Raw genomic sequence first — 21697 nt, forward strand, 5'->3', positions numbered from 1 at the left:
CTGAGTTACTTTTTCCTGCTCTTTTTCTGCTTATCTCAATCACCTTAGTCTAAACTCCAGGCTGTAATTCACAAATTTTAATTCACGAGAGTGTTGTCGCACTTTCGTGAATTAAAATTAGCCTTGATGACGGTTGGCTTTCATTTGTTGTAGTTGGGTGCGTTGTTCTGGAGTCAAAATTGCAAGGCTTTGGTCTCTAGAACTCTTGTGAATATTCTTGATTTGTTGTTTTTGGTCGGCGGTGAGGTTCAGTGATTTCCATGTTCCTTTGCGATCGCCAGATTGTTTTGCAGTCGCGAGTTGAGCGCGTTGAGCCTCCGTTAAAACAGCTTGTACTTGCTGTTTGGTGTTTGTATGAATCGTTTTTAGTTGTTGTTTTTGGTCGTCGTTCAAATTAAGCTTTTTCCACCCACCGTCATGATGCTTCTGGGTGGTTTGCGCGCCTTGGTTGGGATTCGTTTGTGCGGAAACAATGCTAGGAATGGCGATTCCTCCTAGGGTTGTCGATAACATTGCAACGGCGAGAACACGCTTGAAATTGTTAAACATAATGAATATTCCTAATTTAGTCGATTTGGCGATCGCTTACATAGGCTTAGACCTTCGCGATGTTCCTCAAGGTTCAATATCTTCACTGATCTCATGCTTTCGGGCGGGACAATTACTAGTTTTTGAACTTGCTCGTTGTAAGAACCAAGAAAAATTTTGAAAGCGTTGCTTCGCAACGCTTTCAAAATTTTTCTTATGGTTCGTTTGATCGATAATTGCTGTAAAACCCTAAAGATGAGTGATGGCGAGAAGTGGCGACACTCATCTTTAGGGTTTTGATTTGTCCTCGCTATCTCTTACGTTGCTATATAACTGCGTTAATTTAAGAGCTATGGACTGATAACGTTCGACTAAATGGGGAGGCTCAAGCACCTTAGCATTATGCACAAACTGATTAACCCAGCGACAAAATTCATTGAGCGATCGCGCTGGTAATGCCACACTGTAATCGATATAATTGGGTTTTCCTCGCTTATCAATGGATTGGGAAATATGCCTTTTATCTCCCTCTTCGATAAAAGCAATTACAGGTGTAAAAAAACGCACCTTGACTTGAATGTATTCCAGATTCCCAGCGATCTCCTGCGCCTGCTCGATTGGGTTGCCGAGAAACAAGCCCCAACCTTTTTTAAACAGATGCATTGCCACAGCTAAACTTGCTTTTTGCAGTTCAGTTCCTCTTGCTTGATTGAGGGATTGAATATGATCGGTAAAGCGATCGATTCGTTCGATTTCTAAATGACCTTTATCGATATATTCGTAGAGCAAGTACCAAGCAATATCGTGGTAAATCAATTGCAAAGGGAAAACTTGTAAATATCCCGTTTTATGGCTATAGGGATCGGCATATCGAAAGATCTCGATCGCTTGTCCGTTTGTAATTGCTGATTCCAATCGATCTAGGCAGTGATAGAGATTGTAGCGAGTCTTTTTGTGCTCGATCATCTCATTGATATCGGTATATACGATGGCTCGATCTATTTGCGATCGCAATGGATAGAGAAAATCTGTAGATACTAAATCTGTAGATGCTAAATCTTTCTTAGTCCGCAACTTTTGGGATAGATCGTCATAAATGCGAATGGCCTGTGGTGATCGCTGATATTTTGCCATAGAAGCAAGGGCATTGATGGCTACTTGTAAGTCTCGGAAGGACATCATTCCTGTTCCCAGAAAATAGCCCCAACGATAAATACGCTGTTCTAGAATTCCATATTTACGCAGAGTTACTAAATCCTTGCGTAAAGTGGGGATGGAATATTTAGATAGAGAGATATCGTATTGTTTGGCTACTTCATAGACTTTTTCTTTGACTGCCTCTAGAGATTCATGGGCGGTTTGCGAACTTTTACCCTCGCGATCGGGGCAACCGATTCCAGGATAGTGAATGAATGTGGCAATTAAAAGCATGAGTCGCTCAAAGGCTTGGCGATCGCTATAAGGATGAAGATTGTTAGTCTTAGGCATAGGGTTATGTCAAGTAAATGACAATATTTATTAAAGGTTACAAAAGAGCATAAAACCTAGTTTGTGAAGACAATTTAACTTATATAGATGTTTTGTAAAATATCTTGATTGCATTGCAATGTATGACAAAATACTGATAGATTGCTTGTATAAATATGTGTGGGAGGTAAGGCGATCGTGACGACATTATTGCAGGCTGAGGAAGATTCTCAAACGCAGGAAACTAAAATTGCAAAATATACGGTAATTACTTTTGCACCTGTGCAAGGCTTTATCGAAAAGTCTCGTAAGTTGCGCGATCTCTATGGTGCATCGCAAATTCTCTCGTACTTAAGTTGGAAGATCGTTGGTGCGGCTAACATTAAAAACTGTGAAGTGATTTCACCAGCGATCGAGATCGATGATGTCCCTGAAATGGCTAATGCAGATATTGTGCAGGGAATGCCCAATCGAATTTTGATACTGGGAGATTTCTCGCTTAACGATGCTCATCAAGCTTTAACGGAAGGCTGGAAAGAAATTGTGACGGCTTGTCGTGGTTGGTTGAGAGATAATTTGCAAATTGATGATGAGGGTTGGTTTAACTCTTGGACAAGATGGCAAATTCACGCTTGGGAGGTGTTTTGGGGTAGTGGGCTAAGTATTGAGTCGGCAATGCGTGATTTGGAAACTCGGAAGTTGCGACGGGCTTGGACTGTGCCGAATTGGAATGGTGAAAGTTCGAGTTTGTCGGGGCATGATGCGATCGCTCATCCAAATATGGATAGTTTGGGAACGAATGAAGCAGAGATTAAAAGCTTTTACAAGAGGATTGCTGAAGTTCTCGATCCTTCTGGCAAGGAGAACGATCGCGCTTATATCAATGAAAATGAGCGATTGAGTATTCCTGAATTAATCAAAAGATTGGTTACTTATGGGGCGATCGCTAGAAATATCCATCGCGATCTTTATGCACCGACTTTTCGAGAGGTGCTTCGCAAAGATGATAATTCTGGTGTAACCCATTGGACTGGCTGGTTTATGGGTGATGGCGATAAGGTCGGTGATCATCTCAAGAGGCTTACAGATAATGCTAGTGTCACTCAATTTAGCCAGTCTTTGAGAGCTTGGGGTAAGAAATTCCAAACAGATTTTGATAAAAAAGGGCGTGTAGTTTATGCAGGAGGAGATGATTTTCTTGGTGTGATGTATGGGGACAAACAAACCCCTAAATTAGATAGCCGCGAAGTGATTGCATGGTTACTGGATTTGCGTGATAGTTGGGAACAAGGAAACCTTGGGATTACGCTCAGTGTGGGTTTTGTGTGGGCGGGGCATAGTGTACCGCAGCGCGATGTGTTGCAGCATTGCCGCGAGGCTGAGAAATTGGCTAAAAGTTTGGGGCGCGATCGCGTAACGATTCGGGTTCTGTTTAACAATGGGCAGTTTGTACAGTGGACTACGCCTTGGAAATATTTGTCATGGCTAAAGGATTATCGCGATCGCAATGACAATAATGGCAAAGATGCAAATTGGAGCCATGTATATACCGATCTGGCGCAACTCAAATCTCGTCATGCTATTCCACCTGCGACGGCTGAAACAGTTGATGAGTTCGTTGCTCTTGAGTTCTTTAAACTTTATTTTGGCAAAGATAAAGGAGATATTCTAAATCAACAGCGTAAATACATTACGGGTGCTGAAGACTCAAAATCAGCAAAGCCCCTCATTGAATGGATTGATGGCATGATTAAAGTGGGGTGGCAGTTATGTTCAAATTCCTAATTGTGATACGTCCGTTGGGCTTGCTCTATGGCAGCGCTGGCGCATTTCTTTCTCCTGAAAACCTTGTTGGACGCTCTGGTGCAAAATTTCCACCTGATGCGGGAACGCTTTCGGGGTTGATTTTGGCGACGAATCAAGAGCAGAAGTTTACCGAGCATCAAGAGCTAAAAACTAATCTGGCTGTAGCTGGGGCTTTTTGGGCGGAGTCAGATCATCCTGAAAACTTCTTTGTGCCGATTCCGCGATCGCGCATTGTCGGTGAGAAGAATAAGGATTTTGATGAATGGTCGCTAATCAATCACAAATGGGAGCGTCAACATCCCGATCTCGATCCTGAATATCAATGGCAGAGTATCAACTCTTGGCACAAACAAACCCCACAGCTAAAACGTCCTGAGAAAGGCAAGTTGAATGATGTTGGCAAAACTCCTTGGGAATTCATGCCGATTTTGCATCCCTATCTCAAGGATGATGAGAAACATGTGCGCGATCGCGATGGATTGTTTTTAGAGAACGCTGTGCAGATGCGTGAAGATAGCTGTTTAGTTTATCTCTCGACGCATAAACTGCCTGACGGTTGGTATCGCTTTGGTGGTGAAAATCATATTGTCGAAATCACTAGTCAAGCAATTACAGAGCATAGTTCGATCCTCAAACTACTGAAGCAAAAAATCGGGCGGAGTTTTGCGCTGATTACGCCTGCGGTGTGGGGAAGTAACAATCTCTCAACTCGCTATCCTAACGATGTGCGCTTTAGCAACAAGCGTCCTGAGATGCTGACCGATCGCCCTGAGCCTTGGCGTTATCGCGTGGGTAAAGGTGACGCGCAAAACAAACGCGCCAGTAAGCTGAGCATTGGTCGCTATGCTGTGCCTGCGGGAACGGTTTATGTGGTCAAACATCCCCTCGATCTTACTTGGTGGGATTTCCCGCCTGAGTGGTTTGCGTCGGGTGAGGGGCTACCGTTGCGGCAGTTTGGTTGTGGGTTGTGCTTACCAGTGGAAATCAAAATCGAACCTAAAGTTGAGCTTAAAGTTGACTAAAAAATTACACAAAAAGGAGAGGATTAATGTACAAAAAAGCCTATGGAATTATTGAAACCCTTGCCCCTTTGCATGTTGGCGCTGCCGCAGGTGAGGAGTCTGGTAATCTCAATTTGATTTTTCGCGATCAATTTACGCAGACGGGGATTATTGCAGGGAGTTCGATTCGTGGACGCTTTCGGGCGGATATGCGCGAGGCGGATAAAGGTTCAGAGAATACATGGTACGGACATGAATCTGTGGAGGGTAGACCCGATGGCGGGACTACGGAAGCGATCGTCAAATTTGAATATGCTTCACTGGTTTGGTTGCCTGTTTTTTGTCCAGGACAGCCTGTAGTTTGGATTAGTTGCCCAAGATTGCTCAAGCGCTACAAACTGATTACGGGATCTACAGACGCTATCCCAAAACCTTACACGGCGGCGAAAACTCTGCGGGGTCGTCAAATTAGCGATCGCGGTACTGCTAAGCAAATCCTATTTTTCAACCTTGGATTTATGGAAATCGAGCAGCAAATCGAAGCCGAAGCAATGCAGAAATGGATTCCTACTGGTGCAGATCTGGCGGTTGAGAGTTTGGTGGTGGTTGGTGATAACGATATTGCGATGTTGCATGATATGGCTTTGTATCGTCAGAGTCGCATCAAGATGATGGATGACATGAAAAAAGTCGATACTGAGAAAGGGGCATTTTTTAATGTGGAGGCTTTGCCAGAGGGAAGCGTTTTAATATTTCCGATCGCTTTGAAGCAATCTGGTTTGAAGCAATCAGGCTGGAAACCTTTTGGCGATCGCGCTTCGCAGGATATGTATTTTGGTGGTTTGGAGTCGGTTGGCTTTGGTCGTTGTAATGTCACACTTGCAGGAGAGTATCAGTAATGGCTTGGAAAACTTATGATTTGGATCGCATTGCTCAGAAGCTAGTTCTAGATGCGAAAGAACGTGACAAAGATTCTTTGGGGCAAGCCTTTAAGATGCGTGTAGCTGTGGCTTATGGCTTAGAGCGTTTCTGGGGTGAGCATTTGCGCTTGCAAGATAAAGAGCCGAAAAAAGCTAAGTATTGGAACGAGACATGGAATCAGCTTGTGGCGGTGATGGTAAAAGCAGGAGTGAAAATTCCTAACGATCCTGTAAAGGCAGAAGATGCTAAGGCTGTCCGAGCTATGGCAGAAAAACTGTGGGAAATAGACATCCAAGATCAACGGGTGGCGATCGCTGTGCTAACGCAGCTTTGTGACTGTTTGGTTTGGTGGACTCAGCGCTATAAGAAAAAATAGTTTTTAGGGACTAAAAAAATGTCAAATATTCCCGATGCTTATAGAAAAGTGCCGATGATGTTTCAGGCGCAAACGAATGGGCGTTGTCAGTTGCAACGTCTCGATCCAGATCGCAAAAAGGCTGGCGATTCGCAAGATGCTGAGATCTGGTGTGAAGAGTGGACAAGTGAAACTTATCCAGTTGCGCCGATATTTGAGGAGCCTGTCAAAACGCAAGAATATACGATTAGTTGGCGATTTGTGACGAATTCAGGGCAGGATGATGGCGTGATTCGTCCTGTCATTGGTGCGTCTGGTTATCCCTTTTACCCAGGTTCGAGTATGAAGGGGGCTTTTCGTCAGGCTTGCAAGCGGTTATTTGGCGATCGCCTTGGTAAATATTGCGGACAGGAGATTTCTAAAGGAGACTTCTCCCCATGGATTTTGCGCTTTCATGGTGGTTATCCTGTGGATAACAGTTGGACTGATGGGTTAGTTGATCTCATTCATCCACAGCAAAAGTTACAGGTGATGAATAGTGAAAAAGAAGGAGCCAAAATCCAAATTTCGCTCTATCAACCCACAATTCAGTTTGGGATTTCGGCTTCGGAGGAGCTTGATAAATCTGAGTGGGAGGAGATCTGGCAAATCTGGGAAGCGGCGCTGGGTCGTGGGATTGGTTGTCGGGTTTCCGCAGGTTATGGTCATCGCGATCAATTAAAGGGTGAGTTGTTGTATCCGCCGCATCTGTTGAAAGGACAGGGGATGGCATCAAAGCGTTTAGATGAATCTGGCGAGTTTCGCCCCAATATTTTTCGGGCGGCGATTCGTGGTCATGCGTTGCGAATTTTTGGTGGTTTGACGGATGCTGACACTGCTGAGAAACAAGTTGAGAAAATTTTTGGCGGTGTTTCAGGGCATGGTGTATGGGGTTTATTGATGATGAACTTTGTCACAACTAGCTTTGAGTCAAAATTATTTGGCAATGGTCAATGGGAAGTGCCTAGCTATAAGGTAGAAGGCGAACTCGGCTGGCTATTGTCGCAAGATATTTCGGAAGAACATAAGGCGGCTTTAAAAAATCTGATTTTGCATCTGAATCAGTTTGCAATGATCTTTGGTGGCTTTGGTAAGTCGTGGCGTAGAGCCGATCATCGGTTGTTTTATGAGGAATATTATGAAAAGAATAACGATAGGAAGCCGCTAATTGGTTGTCATTGGCAATGGAAAAAAGGGCGTTATGCTCGCGATGTTAAGGTTTATGGCTCAAAATATGTAACCAACTTTTTAGATAAATTGCAGGAAGCGGCTAGAGACTGGTTGCAATTGCAAGAAAACGTTAAGCTGACTGCAAATTATGCGACTGGTTGGCGAGAGGCTTGGCATCCTGACAAGGTAATGGTTTGGGGCAGAATCGCGAGTAATAAAGAAAGCTCTGAAGCAATTCAATGGTTACATGGGTCTTATCAAAAGAGAGACAATAAAGCCCAAATTCCTGAACTATCTATTTATAAATCTTCGGTAACTGGAAGAGTGGGACAGATTGGGCGGCTGTGGCATCGGATGTATCCTTTGATGAAGTTAGAGCCAGATCCTAATGATTCAACTAAAAAGATTCCCAAACCAACTGCTAGTTATCTTGAGTTATTAACGATCTTCCCAGATGATTCTGATGATTGTTTGAACTTTCTTAAGTTTCTTGCAGATGATGGACAGTTCAAACAGCTATGGGGAAAGCCTTGGAAATAGAATAGTTAGTGCAATGTAACGTATGAGTTGAAACAAACCATTTACATTTAAGAATTGTCTAGATCCCCCCCAGCCCCCCTTAAAAAGGGGGGAGAATTAAATTCTTCCCCCTTTTTAAGGGGGATTGAGGGGGATCTCTTAGAGTTTTTGACCGCAAAAGGTAATTCTTAAATGGTTTCTTAAGCGCAAATGATGGGTTAGCGACAGCGTAACCCATCCTACGGTTGATTCACTATAGAGAAAGAAAACTATAAAACTATGGCTTACAGTGATTTTACGGTTGAACAGATTATAGATAAGTTCTCTCTTGATTTTGTTGAGCAGGACTTGTTTGCATCTCCAGAAAGTACGATTCAGGTTAGTAGTTGGTTATTGGAAACCCTTGCGAAGGGTAAGAAATTTGCGCTTACGACTAGCAGCGAAAAGGCAAAATCTGAGTTTATTATTGCGCCAATTTTGTTGGAAGTAGAAGCACATTTCTCTACACAGTTGGCTATTTATTCGGGCAAAAACCTTGATAGCGATCGCGAGGCGGGACTGGTAGGAGAATGTGATTTTATTCTTGGTAAGGGTACGACTTCAACTTTTATTAGTACGCCAATTATGGCGATCGTGGAGGCGAAGCGCGATAATTTAGAGAATGGGCTAGGGCAATGTGCTGCTCAAATGTATGGGGCAATTCGCTATAACCAAAAGCATGGTGAAACCTTGGATAAAGTTTATGGGTGTGTGACGACGGGCAATTTATGGCAGTTTTTGAAATTAGAAAATAAGTTGCTGACTCTTGATAGTAATGTTTTCTATCTCAATGAGCTTGATCGGATTTTGAGTTGTTTTAGTACGATCATCACTGAGTTTCTGTAGTCTTTTTTTGTAAATCTTGGAGCTTAATCATGTCTATAGTTTGGATTGTGACGACGGGTAATAGTGATGTCAAGCTGACAGATGATACTGGCTGGGGTGCTTTGCGGATTAAAAAAATGGAGCAGTTATATCCTTGTGAAAACGAATTTTCTCCAACACCAGAGAGTAATAGTGATTTGTTGACTTTGCCAGCAAGGGTAATGGGAATTGCTTATGGTGATGCAATTGAGACATATTGGGAGCGTTTGACTTTTCCTTTATTGGATGGATTTTGTCAGGAGTTTAAGACTGATAAAAAGAATAAGCCCGATCGCATTATTGTTTTGCTGACCGATCAGGAGGCAATTTTTGATGATTACAGTCGAGGTCATTTGGATTCTCCCTATTGGCAGGATACATATACGCTTCAGCCAATTTTGAAGCATTATTTTACGCAAGAGTTTGGTGAAAGGTTTGCCAATGAAAAGATTGAATTTTCGGTTTTGAAGCCGCAACAGGGGGCGGATGGGTTAGATGATTGGGATGCGACTTTAACGCTCGTAAAGGCGGAGTTGGCGAAGTGGGAAGAAAATAAGTGGATTTCTAAGAGCGATCGCGTGATTGTTAGTCATCAGGCGGGGACTCCTGCGATTTCTTCGGCGGTGCAGTTAACTTGTTTGATTCGCTTTGGTAAAAAGGTGGAATTTCTTGTTAGTAGTGAGTTACCGCCAAATAAGACTAAGTTTTTAAAGGGTTCGTCCTATTTTGAGACCTTGCAATTTAAGAAGTTAGAGGATTTGCTAGATCGACATGACTATTCAGGTATGACTAGTATTGTTGAGGAGATAAATTTTGAGAGTGATGAAATAAAATCTAGACTACTACATTTATTGAAGCTAGCCAATTTCTGGAATGCTGTTGAATTTGAAAAGTTTGCTACAGCTATGGGAGAGGCAGCAACTAGTCGCTCTAAGGAGTGGTGGTGGTCAGCTTATGAATCGGCATATCTAGCTGTAGTCCGATTGAAACAAGAAAATACAGTTGAAGCAATGTTTCATAGTTTTCGAGCAGTAGAAGGTCTACTCTCAATGTGGTTAGATGAGTTTCATTTCGACAAAAAAGAAGGCAAGAAGATTAAATTATCTTCTGAATTTACTTTGCCTTCTGGGAATAAAACGAGATATCTTAATGCTTACGGTCAAGGTCTTTATTTTGCTCTCGTAGTCTTTAAAGGAGTCGATGTAAATTCAGATGCTGATATTTGGAACTTTGGGAATAAAGTCTTTGACAAAAGAAACGAACTTTTTCATAAATTGGAGGGATTGCAGGATAGAAATTCAGTATTTAAAGCTTGGGAGATATTTAATGATAATGAAAAAGAATGGAAAACAAGAGTCCTTAATTGCCTCAACTTTATATCTCAAGAAGAATTCAAATCTATAGAAGAAGCTAGTTTGATGTCACAGGTGCATAAGGACTTGAAGGAGGTGATTAAGGAGATCGCTTATTAACTGCTAGACAGCGCGAACTATGTGCTGTTTTTGGATAACCTGCAATTTAAAGCTTTATAATTGTTGCCTAGTATTGATTTGAATGCCCATAGTCAAATATGTAGATTCGCGCAAGTCTTAAATGCACTGATAAATATGGGTTTACGATGTTTTCCGCAGAAGAAAATATTGTGTTACCAAAGCTTAATTTGCTACAATAAATCTGTTCCGCGCAACTAGTCTTTAAAAGTTAGACTGGATAAGACTTTCAAGCGTGGGTGGTCTCCTACTCGCTAGGGGACGCGATCGATTGGAAATAGCCCTGCTCACCGAGTTGATGGATGCCAGATATAAAGTCTCCTACTCGCTAGGGGACGCGATCGATTGGAAATTGGGATTTTATCAGTCGTGGAAGTTTCGTTTATTAGGTCTCCTACTCGCTAGGGGACGCGATCGATTGGAAATGCCCCCAAAGTTCCAATCTTATCATTCATAAATTCGCGTCTCCTACTCGCTAGGGGACGCGATCGATTGGAAATCGAATAATCGACAATCCTCCAATCAGCAAGCACTGCGGTCTCCTACTCGCTAGGGGACGCGATCGATTGGAAATGCACCCGTTGCCTCGCGTACAGTTGCACCGATCGGGTCTCCTACTCGCTAGGGGACGCGATCGATTGGAAATCCGCGGTCGTTGGTGGCTATATAGCTTGGGAACAGCGTCTCCTACTCGCTAGGGGACGCGATCGATTGGAAATCTGCTTACAACTCCCACGGCCTTAGCTATTTGGGTCTCCTACTCGCTAGGGGACGCGATCGATTGGAAATGGGGAAGTGTCCATCACCACGATGTCGATGAATGTGTCTCCTACTCGCTAGGGGACGCGATCGATTGGAAATGCAACAGCTACGCCGTATTCGATTTTTACTGCGGTGTCTCCTACTCGCTAGGGGACGCGATCGATTGGAAATCTTTGGCAATTTCAACTGGCAAAATCGATTCCATATGTCTCCTACTCGCTAGGGGACGCGATCGATTGGAAATGTAAGCTGGATCGCCTTCAAAATACAAACCGCTGGTCTCCTACTCGCTAGGGGACGCGATCGATTGGAAATTGTATAAGAGCTATGGCACTTTTGAGGATTATTGCGTCTCCTACTCGCTAGGGGACGCGATCGATTGGAAATGCTATTGTGCCATGTGTATCGTCTGATGTAGTGGGTCTCCTACTCGCTAGGGGACGCGATCGATTGGAAATTTCTGGTCTATTAGGCATGTCTATTAGACCTCTTTGGTCTCCTACTCGCTAGGGGACGCGATCGATTGGAAATACTCACATCTCGCAAGCCCCGTTCTATCCCTTCTGGTCTCCTACTCGCTAGGGGACGCGATCGATTGGAAAACATCGTCGAAGCCCATAAAAGCCCCAATGGTTTCGGTCTCCTACTCGCTAGGGGACGCGATCGATTGGAAATGCTGCGGGTCGTTCTTGCGAAGCACCATCATCTTCAGTCTCCTACTCGCTAGGGGACGCGATCGATTGGAAATTGCTAATCCACCAATCCCTAATGCGATACTACGAGGTCTCCTACTCGCTAGGGGACGCGATCGATTGGAAATATTGCTTGGGGAAGCAGCAAGTCTGTAGTACCTGAATCTCCTACTCGCTAGGGGACGCGATCGATTGGAAATAAGGCGTACCCGACTGGAAGCTCAAATTTTGGATCGTCTCCTACTCGCTAGGGGACGCGATCGATTGGAAATTTGCTAGCCAGTCAGCTTTGTTAAACTTATATTTGTCTCCTACTCGCTAGGGGACGCGATCAATTGGAAACACTAAGAGATTGGTGTAAATTTTGGGAAATACTAATTTCATCTCCTACTCGCTAGGGGATGCGATCGATTGGAAATAACTATGTGACTTTGAAAGGAATTAGCTTGTATACTTTGTCTCCTACTTGCTAGGGGATGCGATCGATTGGAAACTAGTTAGTGTCCACAAGAACTGCGAAGTTCAGAGTGTGTCTCCTACTCGCTAGGGGACGCGATCGATTGGAAACATCTGCGTGCTTGGCTGACTGAGATTAATAGAACGTCTCCTACTCGCTAGGGGACGCGATCGATTTTTCTTTTGGTAAGGGAAAGGTCACGTATCCCAATTTTTAGAGGATGCGATCGCCTAATAAAAAAGCAGTCCGTCAAACAGGCTGCTTTTTTGTTTACTTACTAACTCGAAAAGGCGATCGCTTAAAAATAACTTGTAATTTCTATTACAATGAGAACAAAGACCCGCAATTTTTATCGCTCCCATAGCGATCGCAAAGGTAAATTAATATCTGGTCTAGGCTCCAAAAACATGAGTGCAAATTCACCTATAAACCCACAATCCAACCTCCCGACTAACTTTTTACCAGTCCTGCAAGATCGGCTGCAAAAATTCCTTGATGAGAATGAAGCTAGAGTTGATCAAGCCCACGCTCAGATCGTCCATGCCAAAGCGCTCTTAGCAAGCCTAGCTTCCGACACAATAGCAATTGGTAATCAAAGCGATCGGCATAAAACATCGAGTCGTCCACCTCGAAAAACACCAAAAACTAAAAAGCGTCCATCTCTATTCGGCTCAGACAAAGACAAGATTTTGATTGGCAAAAAATTTGATGAGCCTTTGACAGAATTTCAGGATTATATTTGATGAGTGCTTTTTTACTTGATCGCCTTTTGATTTCTCAATCCATTTCTGAAAAGCTACCAATCATCAGTTGTGATGGAAAATTTGAAAACTACCCTGTCGAAAGAATTTGGTAGCGAACAATATTACGATCGCCTAATAAAAGAGCAGTCCGTCAAACAGGCTGCTTTTTTGTTGATTGCTTACTCGCTCGAACAGGCGATCGCCTAAAAAAAGTAAGACAAACCTTCTGATAAAATATAGCTAAGCCTCAGTTGGCATAATTGCGAAGATATCCTCAATAAGCTAGGAGCGCATCAACTTTTTTACAAAAAAGGAGTATGAAAATGACTACAGTGATTCAAGCGCCAGTGATAGAGACAGTTACATCGCAGCAAATGACATTGGCGGAATTTTTGGCAAGCCCTGAGTCTGATCAGAATTACGAATTTATCGATGGTCAAGTTATAAGAAAAATGTCGCCAAAAAGATTTCATGCTTCTTTACAAGCAGAGTTATTGATTTTTTTACGCACTTTGTTTAAGGGCAAAGGCTTTGTTTATCCCGAATGGGGAATCGTGTTAAAACGCAATAATCAGGATTGGTGTCCTGTACCTGATTTGACCTATATTTCGATAGAGCGATTGCCCAGTGATGTTGGTAATGAAATGTGTCCAGTACCGCCTGAGTTAGTAATTGAGATTATGTCAGAAGGACAGACTTTTAAGGAATTTGTGGCGAAGGCTGGGGATTATTTAAAGGCTGGGATATTGCGAGTATGGGTTATCGATCCGATGAGCAGAACTTTCACGGCATTCTATCCCGATCGCCATCCAGAGAATTATCAAGGCGATCGCCTATTAACCGATGAGTTGTTCCCAGATTTAGCAGCGACGGCAGAACAGTTTTTTGTGAAAGCAGGAATTTGAAAATTATTGGCTTCTCCTTTACTATATGAAGAGAAACATCTTGGCTAAAGGCTATACGAATTGTAGTTATCGCAAAGTAGGAATCTGCGAATGTCAACCAGATATTTCTTATTATGTAGGCGATCGCACTCAGAAAGCACCTCAAAGTAGCGCGATCGTCGATCTTGATGAGAGTTTGTCCCCTGATATCGTGATTGAGATTGCCGATACATCATTAAGGAAGCTTTGCAGCGTAGCTATGAGATGAAATAGCAACTCAAATTTGGGCATACGATCGTTTCAGGGCAGCCAACAACTGCTCAATCTGAATGGGCTTGCTCAGATAGTCATCCATGCCCGCAGCCAAGCATTCCTCACGATCGCCTGACATTGCATTAGCTGTCATCGCAATAATCCGAGGACGTGAGTTCAAGTTCCAATCTTCCAAAATTTTTGCCGTAGTTTCTAATCCATCCATTTCAGGCATTTGGATATCCATAAACACCACATTATAGGTTTGCGATCGCATCATGGCGATTACCTCTAGCCCATTATTGGCAATATCAACGGTATAACCCAATCTCTCAAATAAACGAACCGCAACCATCTGATTGACCAAGTTATCTTCAGCGATCAAAATCTTTAAAGGATAGATTTTAGAGAAACTTTTATAAAAGCTATTCAAGTCGCGATCGCTATTTACCTTCACAATAGGGCTTTCCTGCGTTAAGAATTGGGCATTAATTTCTTCATAGGTAATCGGCTCTACAACTTCGATGGATAAATGTAAATTGAAACAGCTACCCAAACCTATTTGGCTCTTTACCGTAATTTCCCCTCCCAACATACGCGCAATTTTTTGACTGATTGCTAATCCCAAACCCGTACCCTGAGATTTAAGTTTATTTTCTCCTAATTGTTCAAAGGGCAGAAAAATCTTATCTAACTTCTCCGCATCCATTCCTAATCCTGTATCTAAGACTTCAAATAGTAGGTATGCGATTTCCATTGCCTTAGACATATCATTAGACATAGAATTAGCAGAACAGGCAAGCTTATTAGCATTCGTCGGAGCCATAATCGGAGCCATAAAATGGGAATCTGCTAAGGTATTAATAGTTAGCTCGCGATCGCGAATTCTACTAACCCGAAACGTCACTTTCCCTTTGTCCGTAAACTTTACAGCATTACCGAGCAGGTTGAAGAGAATTTGCTTTAGTCGCTTGATATCCGTATGGACAATTTGGGGTAGATCGGGCGCAAAGTCACAAATTAATTCAATATTCTTATTGTTTGCGGAAAACTGGAAACTCTCACTCACCTCCTGTATTAACTCCAGTAATTTATAATTCATCGGTTGAATTTCCATCTTTCCAGCTTCAATTTTAGAAATATCGAGAATATCTTCAATTAAAGCCAACAGGTGATATCCCGAATTATAGATAATCTGTAGGTCTGCTTTATGTTGGGGCGAAATTTCTACTTCATCCTGAAGCAGTTGAGAGATGCCAATAATTGCATTGAGCGGGGTACGTAGCTCATGGCTCATATTAGTTAGAAATTTACTTTTCGACTGATTTGCCTCCTCAGCTATTTGTTTAGCTTGCCTGAGTTTACGGTTGCTCTCGATCAACAATTGCGACTTTTGAATCAGTTCTATTTGAGACTTTTTTAAATGATTGCTACTACGCCGATGCTCATCAATTGTCCCTGCCAAAATTAACGTAAATGAGACGGTGGCAACGATAAAACTTTGTAATAGCAGTAGGGATTCATAGATGCTTTCCCTTGCGAAAGAGCCCGTTCCCCGCAATGTTCCTATAATGGCAATCACGGACACCAAAAATATCAAATTAGTGGCTGCGAAATGTCCAAAACGAAAAGTAGCCCAAACTAAACAGGGAAGAATTAGATACTCAATGGGATAAATACCATTAAAAGCGATCTCGGAAATGGTTAATATAGTCGCCACAATCATCAAGGCTTCAATCAGATGTTGCGGTTTTACAAGTCGATCTCGTTTTTTGCGGAGGTAACTGAGGAACTTGGAACGGGCGATCTCACTCCAACTTAACAAAGTAGGGGTTAAGACAAAAATCCCCGTGACATTAGATATCCACCAAGTTAACCAGACCCCAAAATAATTAGTCCAAGCCACATTCCCCCCCAGACATAGAGCGGTTACGCCTGTAGTCGCATTTAGCATGGCTCCCACCAGCCCAGCCAGCCAAAAGAACAGCGCAACATTCCGAAAGTTTCTAAGCGGACTTTCCCGCCCAATGGCACGCCGTAAAAGGTAGCTCCCCAAGCCAATGCCTGTGGTTGTCCCGATCGCAATCATGGCTACTTGGGAAACGGATTGCAGGATATGGAAAAAACTATCTGTTTTGATAAAAGCCCAAATATTTGCTAAAAAAGAGCCTAGCAAAACACCGAGAAGTAAGCGATCGCCAAATAACAAAATTGCCGCAGAAGCGAACCCATCGGGAAACCAAACAGGCGTGACAGATTGAGGAGTGGAGACGACATGACGGCATACTTCGGCAAGCCCATAATAGCCCAGCGCAACAATAGCAATACCAATACAGTTAATAAAGTTTTTGCGAATAGATTTGGGTTGGAATAATTGCAAGGGAACTCTTAACAAATTATCTGTCATGCCTATTAAGTCCCATTCAGAAATTGTTGTAAGTAGCTAAAAAATAAACTTAAAACCTAGATGAGCGTACCGCCCGCTTAGCGGGCGGTACGCTCTCTAGTTTTGGTTTTTAATTATGTTTAGCTACTTACCAATATAAGCGACTAAATTTTTCCTTATTATAAAACTTAGTAAGTATCTGGGCATAATTAAAAACCATAATCAAAACCTGTAGCGCACGCTGTGCGTGCGCTACAGGTTTTGATTATGCCCAGATACTTAGCAATAAAAGATAAAAGACTTGTCTTTATATTGCTGCCACCAGTCTGGTTAGGACAAAATTAAAACCCCAAAGAGGGTTGCCGCGCTCCGCACAGCAACCCTCTTTGGGGTTTTATACCAATTCATGAAAGTGTGACAACACTTTTGTGAATTAAAAACCAAATCCAGTAAGGGTTTTCAAAGCTCAAAATGGCTTAGCCATTTTGAGCTTTGCTATTATCTGATGTATGCCTGAGCAAGATTGTGTTGATACGCACCCCAAAAGATATAATGGGCGCTTAAGACTTGTTTACATCATCACAGACACAATCACAGATTTATATGGCAGAGGTTACTTTTTTTAACGCCCTCAGAGCAGCGATCGATGAGGAGATGGAGCGCGATCCAGCCGTTTATGTTTTAGGCGAAGACGTGGGGCATTATGGCGGCTCCTACAAAGTAACCAAAGACCTGTACAAAAAATACGGTGACTTGCGTTTGCTAGACACCCCAATCGCAGAAAATAGCTTCACAGGTATGGCGATCGGTTCAGCAATGACAGGTTTGCGCCCAATCATCGAAGGCATGAACATGGGCTTCTTGCTACTTGCCTTTAACCAAATCTCGAATAACGCAGGGATGTTGCGCTATACCTCTGGCGGTAATTTCAAAATTCCGATCGTCATTCGCGGACCTGGTGGTGTCGGTCGCAACCTCGGCGCGGAGCATTCCCAAAGGCTGGAAACCTATTTCCAAGCCGTTCCAGGCATTAAAATGGTAGCCTGTTCCACCCCTTACAACGCTAAGGGGCTATTAAAATCAGCAATTCGTAACGATAATCCCATCATCTTCTTTGAGCATGTCTTGCTTTATAACCTCAAAGAAGATATTCCCGACGAAGAATATTTACTACCTCTCGACAAGGCAGAAATCGTTCGCGAAGGTAATGATGTAACTATTTTGACCTATTCTCGGATGCGCTACCACGTCCTGAAGGCGGTCGATACCCTAGTAGACAAGGGCTACGATCCTGAAGTCATCGACTTGATTTCCCTAAAACCTCTGGACATGGAAACCATTGTCACCTCCTTGCGGAAGACCCATCGCATCATTATTGTTGAAGAAGGAATGCGCTGTGCTAGCATCGGCTCCGAGATTATTGCTTCGATCAATGACAATTACTTTGATGAGCTGGATGCGCCTATTGTCCGTCTTGCGGCTCTAGATGTGCCTACTCCCTATAATGGCGGATTAGAAAATTTAACAATTCCTCAACCTGAAGATGTAATTGCCGCAGTTGAGAATCTATTGGCTTAATTGTCAAAGCTGTCAAAGCATAGTCAAAAAGAGTCCGTGCAAAGCACGGACTCTTTTTGATAGGCGATCTTACGAAACTTCTAATAAGTCTCTCCAACAGGTTGTATAACGGGGCGATCGCTGTTCGGATTTAGTCTTCCATACTTGAAGTACTCCCGTTGCGGCAAAGCGTAGCGTATCTCGTCCGTATATTTCGTTAATGCGATCCATCACGCTCATCAGATTGCGCGATCGCTTTTTGGCTTCATCATTATGCGGATCGAACAGATTTCCCTGCACTTGTCGTTCGGGGACTAGCCCTGTCATCATCACCCCTGCCTTTTTAAAATTTTGTCCCTGACGATAAATCCCTTCCAGCAAATGGGTAGATACATGCGAAAGTTCATGGGTGGAATTTGTCGATATAACTAATTCAGCAGTAGCACTATTGGCATAGAAGTTTTCGCGGAAAGGGCTAGTCTGCAAAAAAACTGTAATTGCACTGGCAGACTGCTGCTGTCGACGCAGTTTTTCGGCAGCTCGATGGGTGAAATAGGCGATCGCTTCTTTAAGTTCAGCGAGTTTGTGAATTGATTTAGGAAAAGAACGAGAAACACAAGTGCCCTGCTTAGGATTGGCGATCGATTCCATCGCTAAACAAGATTCGCCGCAAAGTTCCATTTGCAGCTTGACCCCAACAATCCCCATCTTACTTTGGAGCATATACCGATCAGCATCTCTCAGTTGCAAAGCCGTTATGATGCCTCTTTCCTTCAGCCAGTTACTATATTTAGAGCCAATGCCCCAGATATCACTGACATCTACTTGGGATAGAAGCTCATCCATAGATGAGATCGCGGCATCGTGAAACTCGAAAACACCCGAACCATTTTGTTTAGCAATCCGATTGGCTAATTTCGCGAGGGTCTTAGTTGGGGCAATTCCAATGGAGACGGGAATTCCTACCCAACGCATGACCTGCTTCCGAATCTCATCGCCATAGGCAGTTAAGTCACGACAGCGAAACTCTGACAAATCCATAAAGGCTTCATCAATGGAATAAATTTCCACATTGGGGGCGAAATAAGCAAGAGTAGACATCACTCGTCCTGAAAGATCGCCATAAAGAGCGTAATTGGAAGAATAGACTTGAATATTATGACGCTTGATGAGGTCGTAAATCCTGAAGACAGGCACACCCATATTCAGCCCGAGATCCTTGACTTCCTGCGATCGCGCGATCACGCAACCATCATTATTGGATACTACTACCACGGGTTTACCAATCAGTGATGGATTGAATAGACGTTCGCAGGAAACATAGAAATTATTGCAATCAACTAAAGCAAATCTTTTTGTGGCTTTTCGGTCTAACACAGTGGATGACATTGGTGACAACTCCCCAAATATGTAGGTCTGAATGCTCGTTAATCAGGATCGTTGGATAGTGGGCATTTTCAGGAACTAGTGCTATTTCTCCGCGCACGAGATGTAATCGTTTGACGGTGATTTCTCCTTGGACTACGGCGATGACAATATCACCATGGGTCGCCTCAAGAGAGCGATCGACTATTAATAAGTCACCATCATGAATGCTCGCTCCAATCATCGAATTACCCGCAGCCCTCACAAAAAAGGTTGCCGCAGGATGACTGACCAGATAACTATTGAGATCCAGCCTATGTTCCACATAATCTTCTGCGGGAGAGGGAAAACCTGCGGATACAGCACATGTTTGCAAGGGTAGTTCTAATTTGCTATGGCAAGCAGAAAGATAAATATCTTTGACATCATCCCCAAACCTGACAAATCCTGCTAATTCAGAGAATTCGGCTAATTCATAGTTTTGGACTCTAACTTGATATCGATCGCCACTATCCATGAACTTTTGATTTATGTACGATATTCAATACTCTATCATATTTATCAATAGAGTGCAATAAAAAATAGGTAAGGATGGGCGGCGCTTTGCGCCGTCCATCCTTACCTATTTGGCGATAGCTATAGTCACAAATCAAAACCAGAGAGTGTACCGCCCACGTAGCGGGCGTTACACTCTCTGGTTTTGTGATAGCTATAGTCAGGACAAATCAAAACCGAAAAGATGAGTAGTGGAGCTTCGCTCCACTACTCATCTTTTCGGTTTTATGTCCCAAGCAAAACTTGCATTGCGATATTAGGCAGATTTCACAGATTGAACGGTTTTACCAATCCTTGGCGACTTTACCGATACCCAGAGACAAAATTGTTCGCCATCTGGGGCAATCAATATGGCAACACCCGAATCTAGGGCTTTTCTACTAGCAACAATGGCAGCGTCTAAAGTGTTATATAATTTGTCAGCAACAAAGGCTTTTTCTAAAAAAACAATCCCTCTCTCAATACCAGATGAGGTTTTGACTTCAATAGCGCGAGTTTCGTTTAAGGAAGTTAGAATCATAATTAATTAGTGTAGAAAGAGCTTTTCTAAAGCATTGAGCATTACTTTTGATAGTTTTAGAACTTGTGCAAGAGAACGAAATGGAGCGTTTCATGAATTGAACCTCCGACATGAGAGTTCCATCAAGTCGTTGTTTGCGTTATTTCTTAGTCTTTGGACGATGAGAGTTTATTCTTGTTCCAATAATGCGACCATTGTTATTAGGAAATCAAATTCAAAAAGACAAGTGGCGGCGCTTAGCACCGCCACTTGTCTTTTTTGGATTTGATTTGTTAGTAGAAGCCCCCACAAAGATAAAAAAGAGAGGATGCTTTACACCCTCTCTTTTTTATCTTTGTGATTTAATTTTCGTAATTTCGTCTTGCTTTATTAGCTTCGGAGCGTAATGAATCAAGGCGTTTTTCGATCAACGTCCGCGATCGCCCTTTTGAGGTGTCGCTAAGCATAATCTTAAGAGCACTACCTAAACTCTTATAGGCCGCAGGCAGGGGATAACCATTCCGCACGGCTAGGCGAATTGCTCCTTGATCAGCCTCGATCAGGTTGCGGATATCTTTTTTGCTAGTTCCCTTTCGCCATAGCTGAAAACCAGCTACTCCACAGATGCCGAGCGCTAGGACAAACAGCAAACCATTTTGTACCCAAAGTTCGCCCACTGCACCACCTAAACCGATAGCTAGGGCAGCAACTTCCCAGCCATCTTTGGGGACTGCGTCGTTTTGGATGCGGGCGACTTCGTGCCAGTACAAGAGGTTTCGCTGATCCTCAGCCATACGCTCCCAGCGCACCATATCGACTAAAATCACCACTTCATCGCCACCAGCTTCTTCACAGGCTATGAGTGGAGGACGGACACCATCGGCATTAAGTACTTTTACCCATGCTTGTAACTCTGGCGGCAGCAGGTCTTGCAGGCGGCGGATCTCAGTTCTGGCAAAGGTATTTCGGAGGGAGGAAGAAGTAGGGGATGGCATGAATCTTCGTCAAAGTTCAGAATTTTGAGGGACTTGTCGCTAAAGTTAAATCTTAGTATAAGTTTTAACTACTTGTACTTTTGTTAGCTCAATACAACCGAATCAATACAACTGAAAAGTTATTTATAAGATTATACGCTGAGATTAAAGCCGTAGCCACTGAAATTAAGGACAGAAAAACCAGTAGTATGGTTGCGGCTCAGAGCACCACAACCATACTAAGTAGCAAAACTAGAAGAGCGTACCGCCCATGTAGTGGGCGGTACGCTCTTCTAGTTTTAGTTTTTAATTTGGCTCAATAGGTGTTTCGGGGAGGTGAAAGAAAGGAAGAATTTGATAATATTGTAGCGA

At 43.1% G+C, this 21697-nt stretch carries 20 protein-coding genes and 1 CRISPR repeat array; of the genes, 13 read left to right on the forward strand and 7 right to left on the reverse strand.

Annotated elements, in window-relative coordinates; genetic code table 11:
• Positions 1–117: 117 nt before the first annotated feature.
• Positions 118–549, reverse strand: a complete 432-nt coding sequence (locus tag PSE7429_RS10755) for a Spy/CpxP family protein refolding chaperone (RefSeq protein WP_009627199.1) — start codon at positions 547–549, stop codon at positions 118–120.
• Between the two features lies 1 nt (position 550).
• Here PSE7429_RS10755 and PSE7429_RS26295 point away from each other — a divergent pair, with 1 nt between their 5' ends.
• The gene (locus PSE7429_RS26295; protein WP_158467629.1) at positions 551–709 is read left to right on the forward strand and encodes a hypothetical protein; all 159 of its coding nucleotides are present in this window, start codon (positions 551–553) and stop codon (positions 707–709) included.
• Positions 710–816: 107 nt separating this feature from the next.
• On the opposite strand, the gene PSE7429_RS10760 is transcribed toward PSE7429_RS26295, so the two are convergent.
• On the reverse strand, positions 817–2016 hold the full coding sequence (locus PSE7429_RS10760) for a helix-turn-helix transcriptional regulator (protein WP_009627200.1): 1200 nt from the start codon (positions 2014–2016) through the stop codon (positions 817–819).
• A 177-nt stretch (positions 2017–2193) separates the two neighbouring features.
• Between PSE7429_RS10760 and PSE7429_RS10765 the strand changes: the two genes are divergently transcribed.
• From PSE7429_RS10765 to PSE7429_RS10810, 11 genes are all read left to right on the forward strand, one after another.
• Positions 2194–3780: a Cas10/Cmr2 second palm domain-containing protein gene (locus PSE7429_RS10765; RefSeq protein ID WP_009627201.1), complete on the forward strand. Its 1587-nt coding sequence runs from the start codon at positions 2194–2196 to the stop codon at positions 3778–3780.
• The gene (locus PSE7429_RS10770) at positions 3765–4823 is read left to right on the forward strand and encodes a type III-B CRISPR module-associated Cmr3 family protein (protein ID WP_009627202.1); all 1059 of its coding nucleotides are present in this window, start codon (positions 3765–3767) and stop codon (positions 4821–4823) included. Before PSE7429_RS10765 ends, PSE7429_RS10770 begins: the two co-directional genes overlap by 16 nt.
• A gap of 26 nt (positions 4824–4849) precedes the next feature.
• Positions 4850–5701 (forward strand): RAMP superfamily CRISPR-associated protein, encoded by an 852-nt coding sequence (locus PSE7429_RS10775; RefSeq protein WP_009627203.1) that lies wholly within the window; start codon positions 4850–4852, stop codon positions 5699–5701.
• Positions 5701–6099 carry a hypothetical protein gene (locus tag PSE7429_RS10780; protein WP_009627204.1) on the forward strand — a complete coding sequence of 133 codons (399 nt, stop codon included), beginning with the start codon at positions 5701–5703 and terminating at the stop codon, positions 6097–6099. The genes PSE7429_RS10775 and PSE7429_RS10780 overlap by 1 nt, the downstream gene beginning before the upstream one ends.
• 18 nt (positions 6100–6117) lie before the next feature.
• A complete protein-coding gene (locus tag PSE7429_RS10785; protein WP_009627205.1) occupies positions 6118–7827 on the forward strand; it encodes a hypothetical protein in 1710 nt (569 codons plus the stop codon).
• Positions 7828–8085: 258 nt separating this feature from the next.
• Complete coding sequence (locus PSE7429_RS10790) at positions 8086–8691, forward strand: hypothetical protein (RefSeq protein ID WP_009627206.1); 606 nt, start codon at positions 8086–8088, stop codon at positions 8689–8691.
• A gap of 29 nt (positions 8692–8720) precedes the next feature.
• Positions 8721–10181: a hypothetical protein gene (locus tag PSE7429_RS10795; RefSeq protein ID WP_009627207.1), complete on the forward strand. Its 1461-nt coding sequence runs from the start codon at positions 8721–8723 to the stop codon at positions 10179–10181.
• 260 nt (positions 10182–10441) lie between these two features.
• A CRISPR array of direct repeats spans positions 10442–12292; the repeat unit is 37 nt; unit sequence GTCTCCTACTCGCTAGGGGACGCGATCGATTGGAAAT.
• A gap of 144 nt (positions 12293–12436) precedes the next feature.
• Positions 12437–12853 (forward strand): hypothetical protein, encoded by a 417-nt coding sequence (locus PSE7429_RS10800; protein WP_009627208.1) that lies wholly within the window; start codon positions 12437–12439, stop codon positions 12851–12853.
• Between the two features lie 72 nt (positions 12854–12925).
• Positions 12926–13060, forward strand: coding sequence for a hypothetical protein (locus PSE7429_RS27570; protein WP_009627210.1), 135 nt, complete (start codon positions 12926–12928; stop codon positions 13058–13060).
• Between the two features lie 116 nt (positions 13061–13176).
• Positions 13177–13758, forward strand: coding sequence for a Uma2 family endonuclease (locus PSE7429_RS10805; RefSeq protein ID WP_009627211.1), 582 nt, complete (start codon positions 13177–13179; stop codon positions 13756–13758).
• A 25-nt stretch (positions 13759–13783) separates the two neighbouring features.
• A complete protein-coding gene (locus PSE7429_RS10810) occupies positions 13784–14005 on the forward strand; it encodes a PDDEXK family nuclease (protein ID WP_009627212.1) in 222 nt (73 codons plus the stop codon).
• Between the two features lie 9 nt (positions 14006–14014).
• Here the strand turns inward: PSE7429_RS10810 and PSE7429_RS10815 are convergent, their stop codons facing one another.
• Positions 14015–16396 carry an MASE1 domain-containing protein gene (locus tag PSE7429_RS10815; RefSeq protein ID WP_009627213.1) on the reverse strand — a complete coding sequence of 794 codons (2382 nt, stop codon included), beginning with the start codon at positions 16394–16396 and terminating at the stop codon, positions 14015–14017.
• A gap of 582 nt (positions 16397–16978) precedes the next feature.
• Here PSE7429_RS10815 and PSE7429_RS10820 point away from each other — a divergent pair.
• Positions 16979–17953, forward strand: coding sequence for an alpha-ketoacid dehydrogenase subunit beta (locus PSE7429_RS10820; protein WP_009627214.1), 975 nt, complete (start codon positions 16979–16981; stop codon positions 17951–17953).
• A 69-nt stretch (positions 17954–18022) separates the two neighbouring features.
• On the opposite strand, the gene PSE7429_RS10825 is transcribed toward PSE7429_RS10820, so the two are convergent.
• The 4 genes from PSE7429_RS10825 to PSE7429_RS10840 all read right to left on the reverse strand — a co-directional run bounded on the left by PSE7429_RS10825 (position 18023) and on the right by PSE7429_RS10840 (position 21346).
• A complete protein-coding gene (locus PSE7429_RS10825; protein WP_009627215.1) occupies positions 18023–19321 on the reverse strand; it encodes a Y-family DNA polymerase in 1299 nt (432 codons plus the stop codon).
• Positions 19269–19814 carry a LexA family protein gene (locus PSE7429_RS10830; RefSeq protein WP_009627216.1) on the reverse strand — a complete coding sequence of 182 codons (546 nt, stop codon included), beginning with the start codon at positions 19812–19814 and terminating at the stop codon, positions 19269–19271. Before PSE7429_RS10830 ends, PSE7429_RS10825 begins: the two co-directional genes overlap by 53 nt.
• A gap of 294 nt (positions 19815–20108) precedes the next feature.
• Positions 20109–20372, reverse strand: a complete 264-nt coding sequence (locus PSE7429_RS10835; protein WP_009627217.1) for a hypothetical protein — start codon at positions 20370–20372, stop codon at positions 20109–20111.
• A 341-nt stretch (positions 20373–20713) separates the two neighbouring features.
• On the reverse strand, positions 20714–21346 hold the full coding sequence (locus PSE7429_RS10840) for a DUF3318 domain-containing protein (RefSeq protein WP_009627218.1): 633 nt from the start codon (positions 21344–21346) through the stop codon (positions 20714–20716).
• Positions 21347–21697 lie beyond the last annotated feature (351 nt).

The sequence above is a fragment of the Pseudanabaena biceps PCC 7429 genome (assembly GCF_000332215.1).
GTDB lineage: Bacteria > Cyanobacteriota > Cyanobacteriia > Pseudanabaenales > Pseudanabaenaceae > Pseudanabaena > Pseudanabaena biceps.

What these genes read in the sequence shown, in the direction of transcription:
- PSE7429_RS10755 (WP_009627199.1), bottom strand. Translation starts at nt 549, where the DNA reads ATGTTTAACAATTTCAAGCGTGTTCTCGCCGTTGCAATGTTATCGACA.
- PSE7429_RS26295 (WP_158467629.1), top strand. Translation starts at nt 551, where the DNA reads ATGAATATTCCTAATTTAGTCGATTTGGCGATCGCTTACATAGGCTTA.
- PSE7429_RS10760 (WP_009627200.1), bottom strand. Translation starts at nt 2,016, where the DNA reads ATGCCTAAGACTAACAATCTTCATCCTTATAGCGATCGCCAAGCCTTT.
- PSE7429_RS10770 (WP_009627202.1), top strand. Translation starts at nt 3,765, where the DNA reads ATGTTCAAATTCCTAATTGTGATACGTCCGTTGGGCTTGCTCTATGGC.
- PSE7429_RS10775 (WP_009627203.1), top strand. Translation starts at nt 4,850, where the DNA reads ATGTACAAAAAAGCCTATGGAATTATTGAAACCCTTGCCCCTTTGCAT.
- PSE7429_RS10780 (WP_009627204.1), top strand. Translation starts at nt 5,701, where the DNA reads ATGGCTTGGAAAACTTATGATTTGGATCGCATTGCTCAGAAGCTAGTT.
- PSE7429_RS10785 (WP_009627205.1), top strand. Translation starts at nt 6,118, where the DNA reads ATGTCAAATATTCCCGATGCTTATAGAAAAGTGCCGATGATGTTTCAG.
- PSE7429_RS10790 (WP_009627206.1), top strand. Translation starts at nt 8,086, where the DNA reads ATGGCTTACAGTGATTTTACGGTTGAACAGATTATAGATAAGTTCTCT.
- PSE7429_RS10795 (WP_009627207.1), top strand. Translation starts at nt 8,721, where the DNA reads ATGTCTATAGTTTGGATTGTGACGACGGGTAATAGTGATGTCAAGCTG.
- PSE7429_RS10800 (WP_009627208.1), top strand. Translation starts at nt 12,437, where the DNA reads ATGAGAACAAAGACCCGCAATTTTTATCGCTCCCATAGCGATCGCAAA.
- PSE7429_RS27570 (WP_009627210.1), top strand. Translation starts at nt 12,926, where the DNA reads ATGGAAAATTTGAAAACTACCCTGTCGAAAGAATTTGGTAGCGAACAA.
- PSE7429_RS10805 (WP_009627211.1), top strand. Translation starts at nt 13,177, where the DNA reads ATGACTACAGTGATTCAAGCGCCAGTGATAGAGACAGTTACATCGCAG.
- PSE7429_RS10810 (WP_009627212.1), top strand. Translation starts at nt 13,784, where the DNA reads ATGAAGAGAAACATCTTGGCTAAAGGCTATACGAATTGTAGTTATCGC.
- PSE7429_RS10815 (WP_009627213.1), bottom strand. Translation starts at nt 16,396, where the DNA reads ATGACAGATAATTTGTTAAGAGTTCCCTTGCAATTATTCCAACCCAAA.
- PSE7429_RS10820 (WP_009627214.1), top strand. Translation starts at nt 16,979, where the DNA reads ATGGCAGAGGTTACTTTTTTTAACGCCCTCAGAGCAGCGATCGATGAG.
- PSE7429_RS10825 (WP_009627215.1), bottom strand. Translation starts at nt 19,321, where the DNA reads ATGTCATCCACTGTGTTAGACCGAAAAGCCACAAAAAGATTTGCTTTA.
- PSE7429_RS10830 (WP_009627216.1), bottom strand. Translation starts at nt 19,814, where the DNA reads ATGGATAGTGGCGATCGATATCAAGTTAGAGTCCAAAACTATGAATTA.
- PSE7429_RS10835 (WP_009627217.1), bottom strand. Translation starts at nt 20,372, where the DNA reads ATGATTCTAACTTCCTTAAACGAAACTCGCGCTATTGAAGTCAAAACC.
- PSE7429_RS10840 (WP_009627218.1), bottom strand. Translation starts at nt 21,346, where the DNA reads ATGCCATCCCCTACTTCTTCCTCCCTCCGAAATACCTTTGCCAGAACT.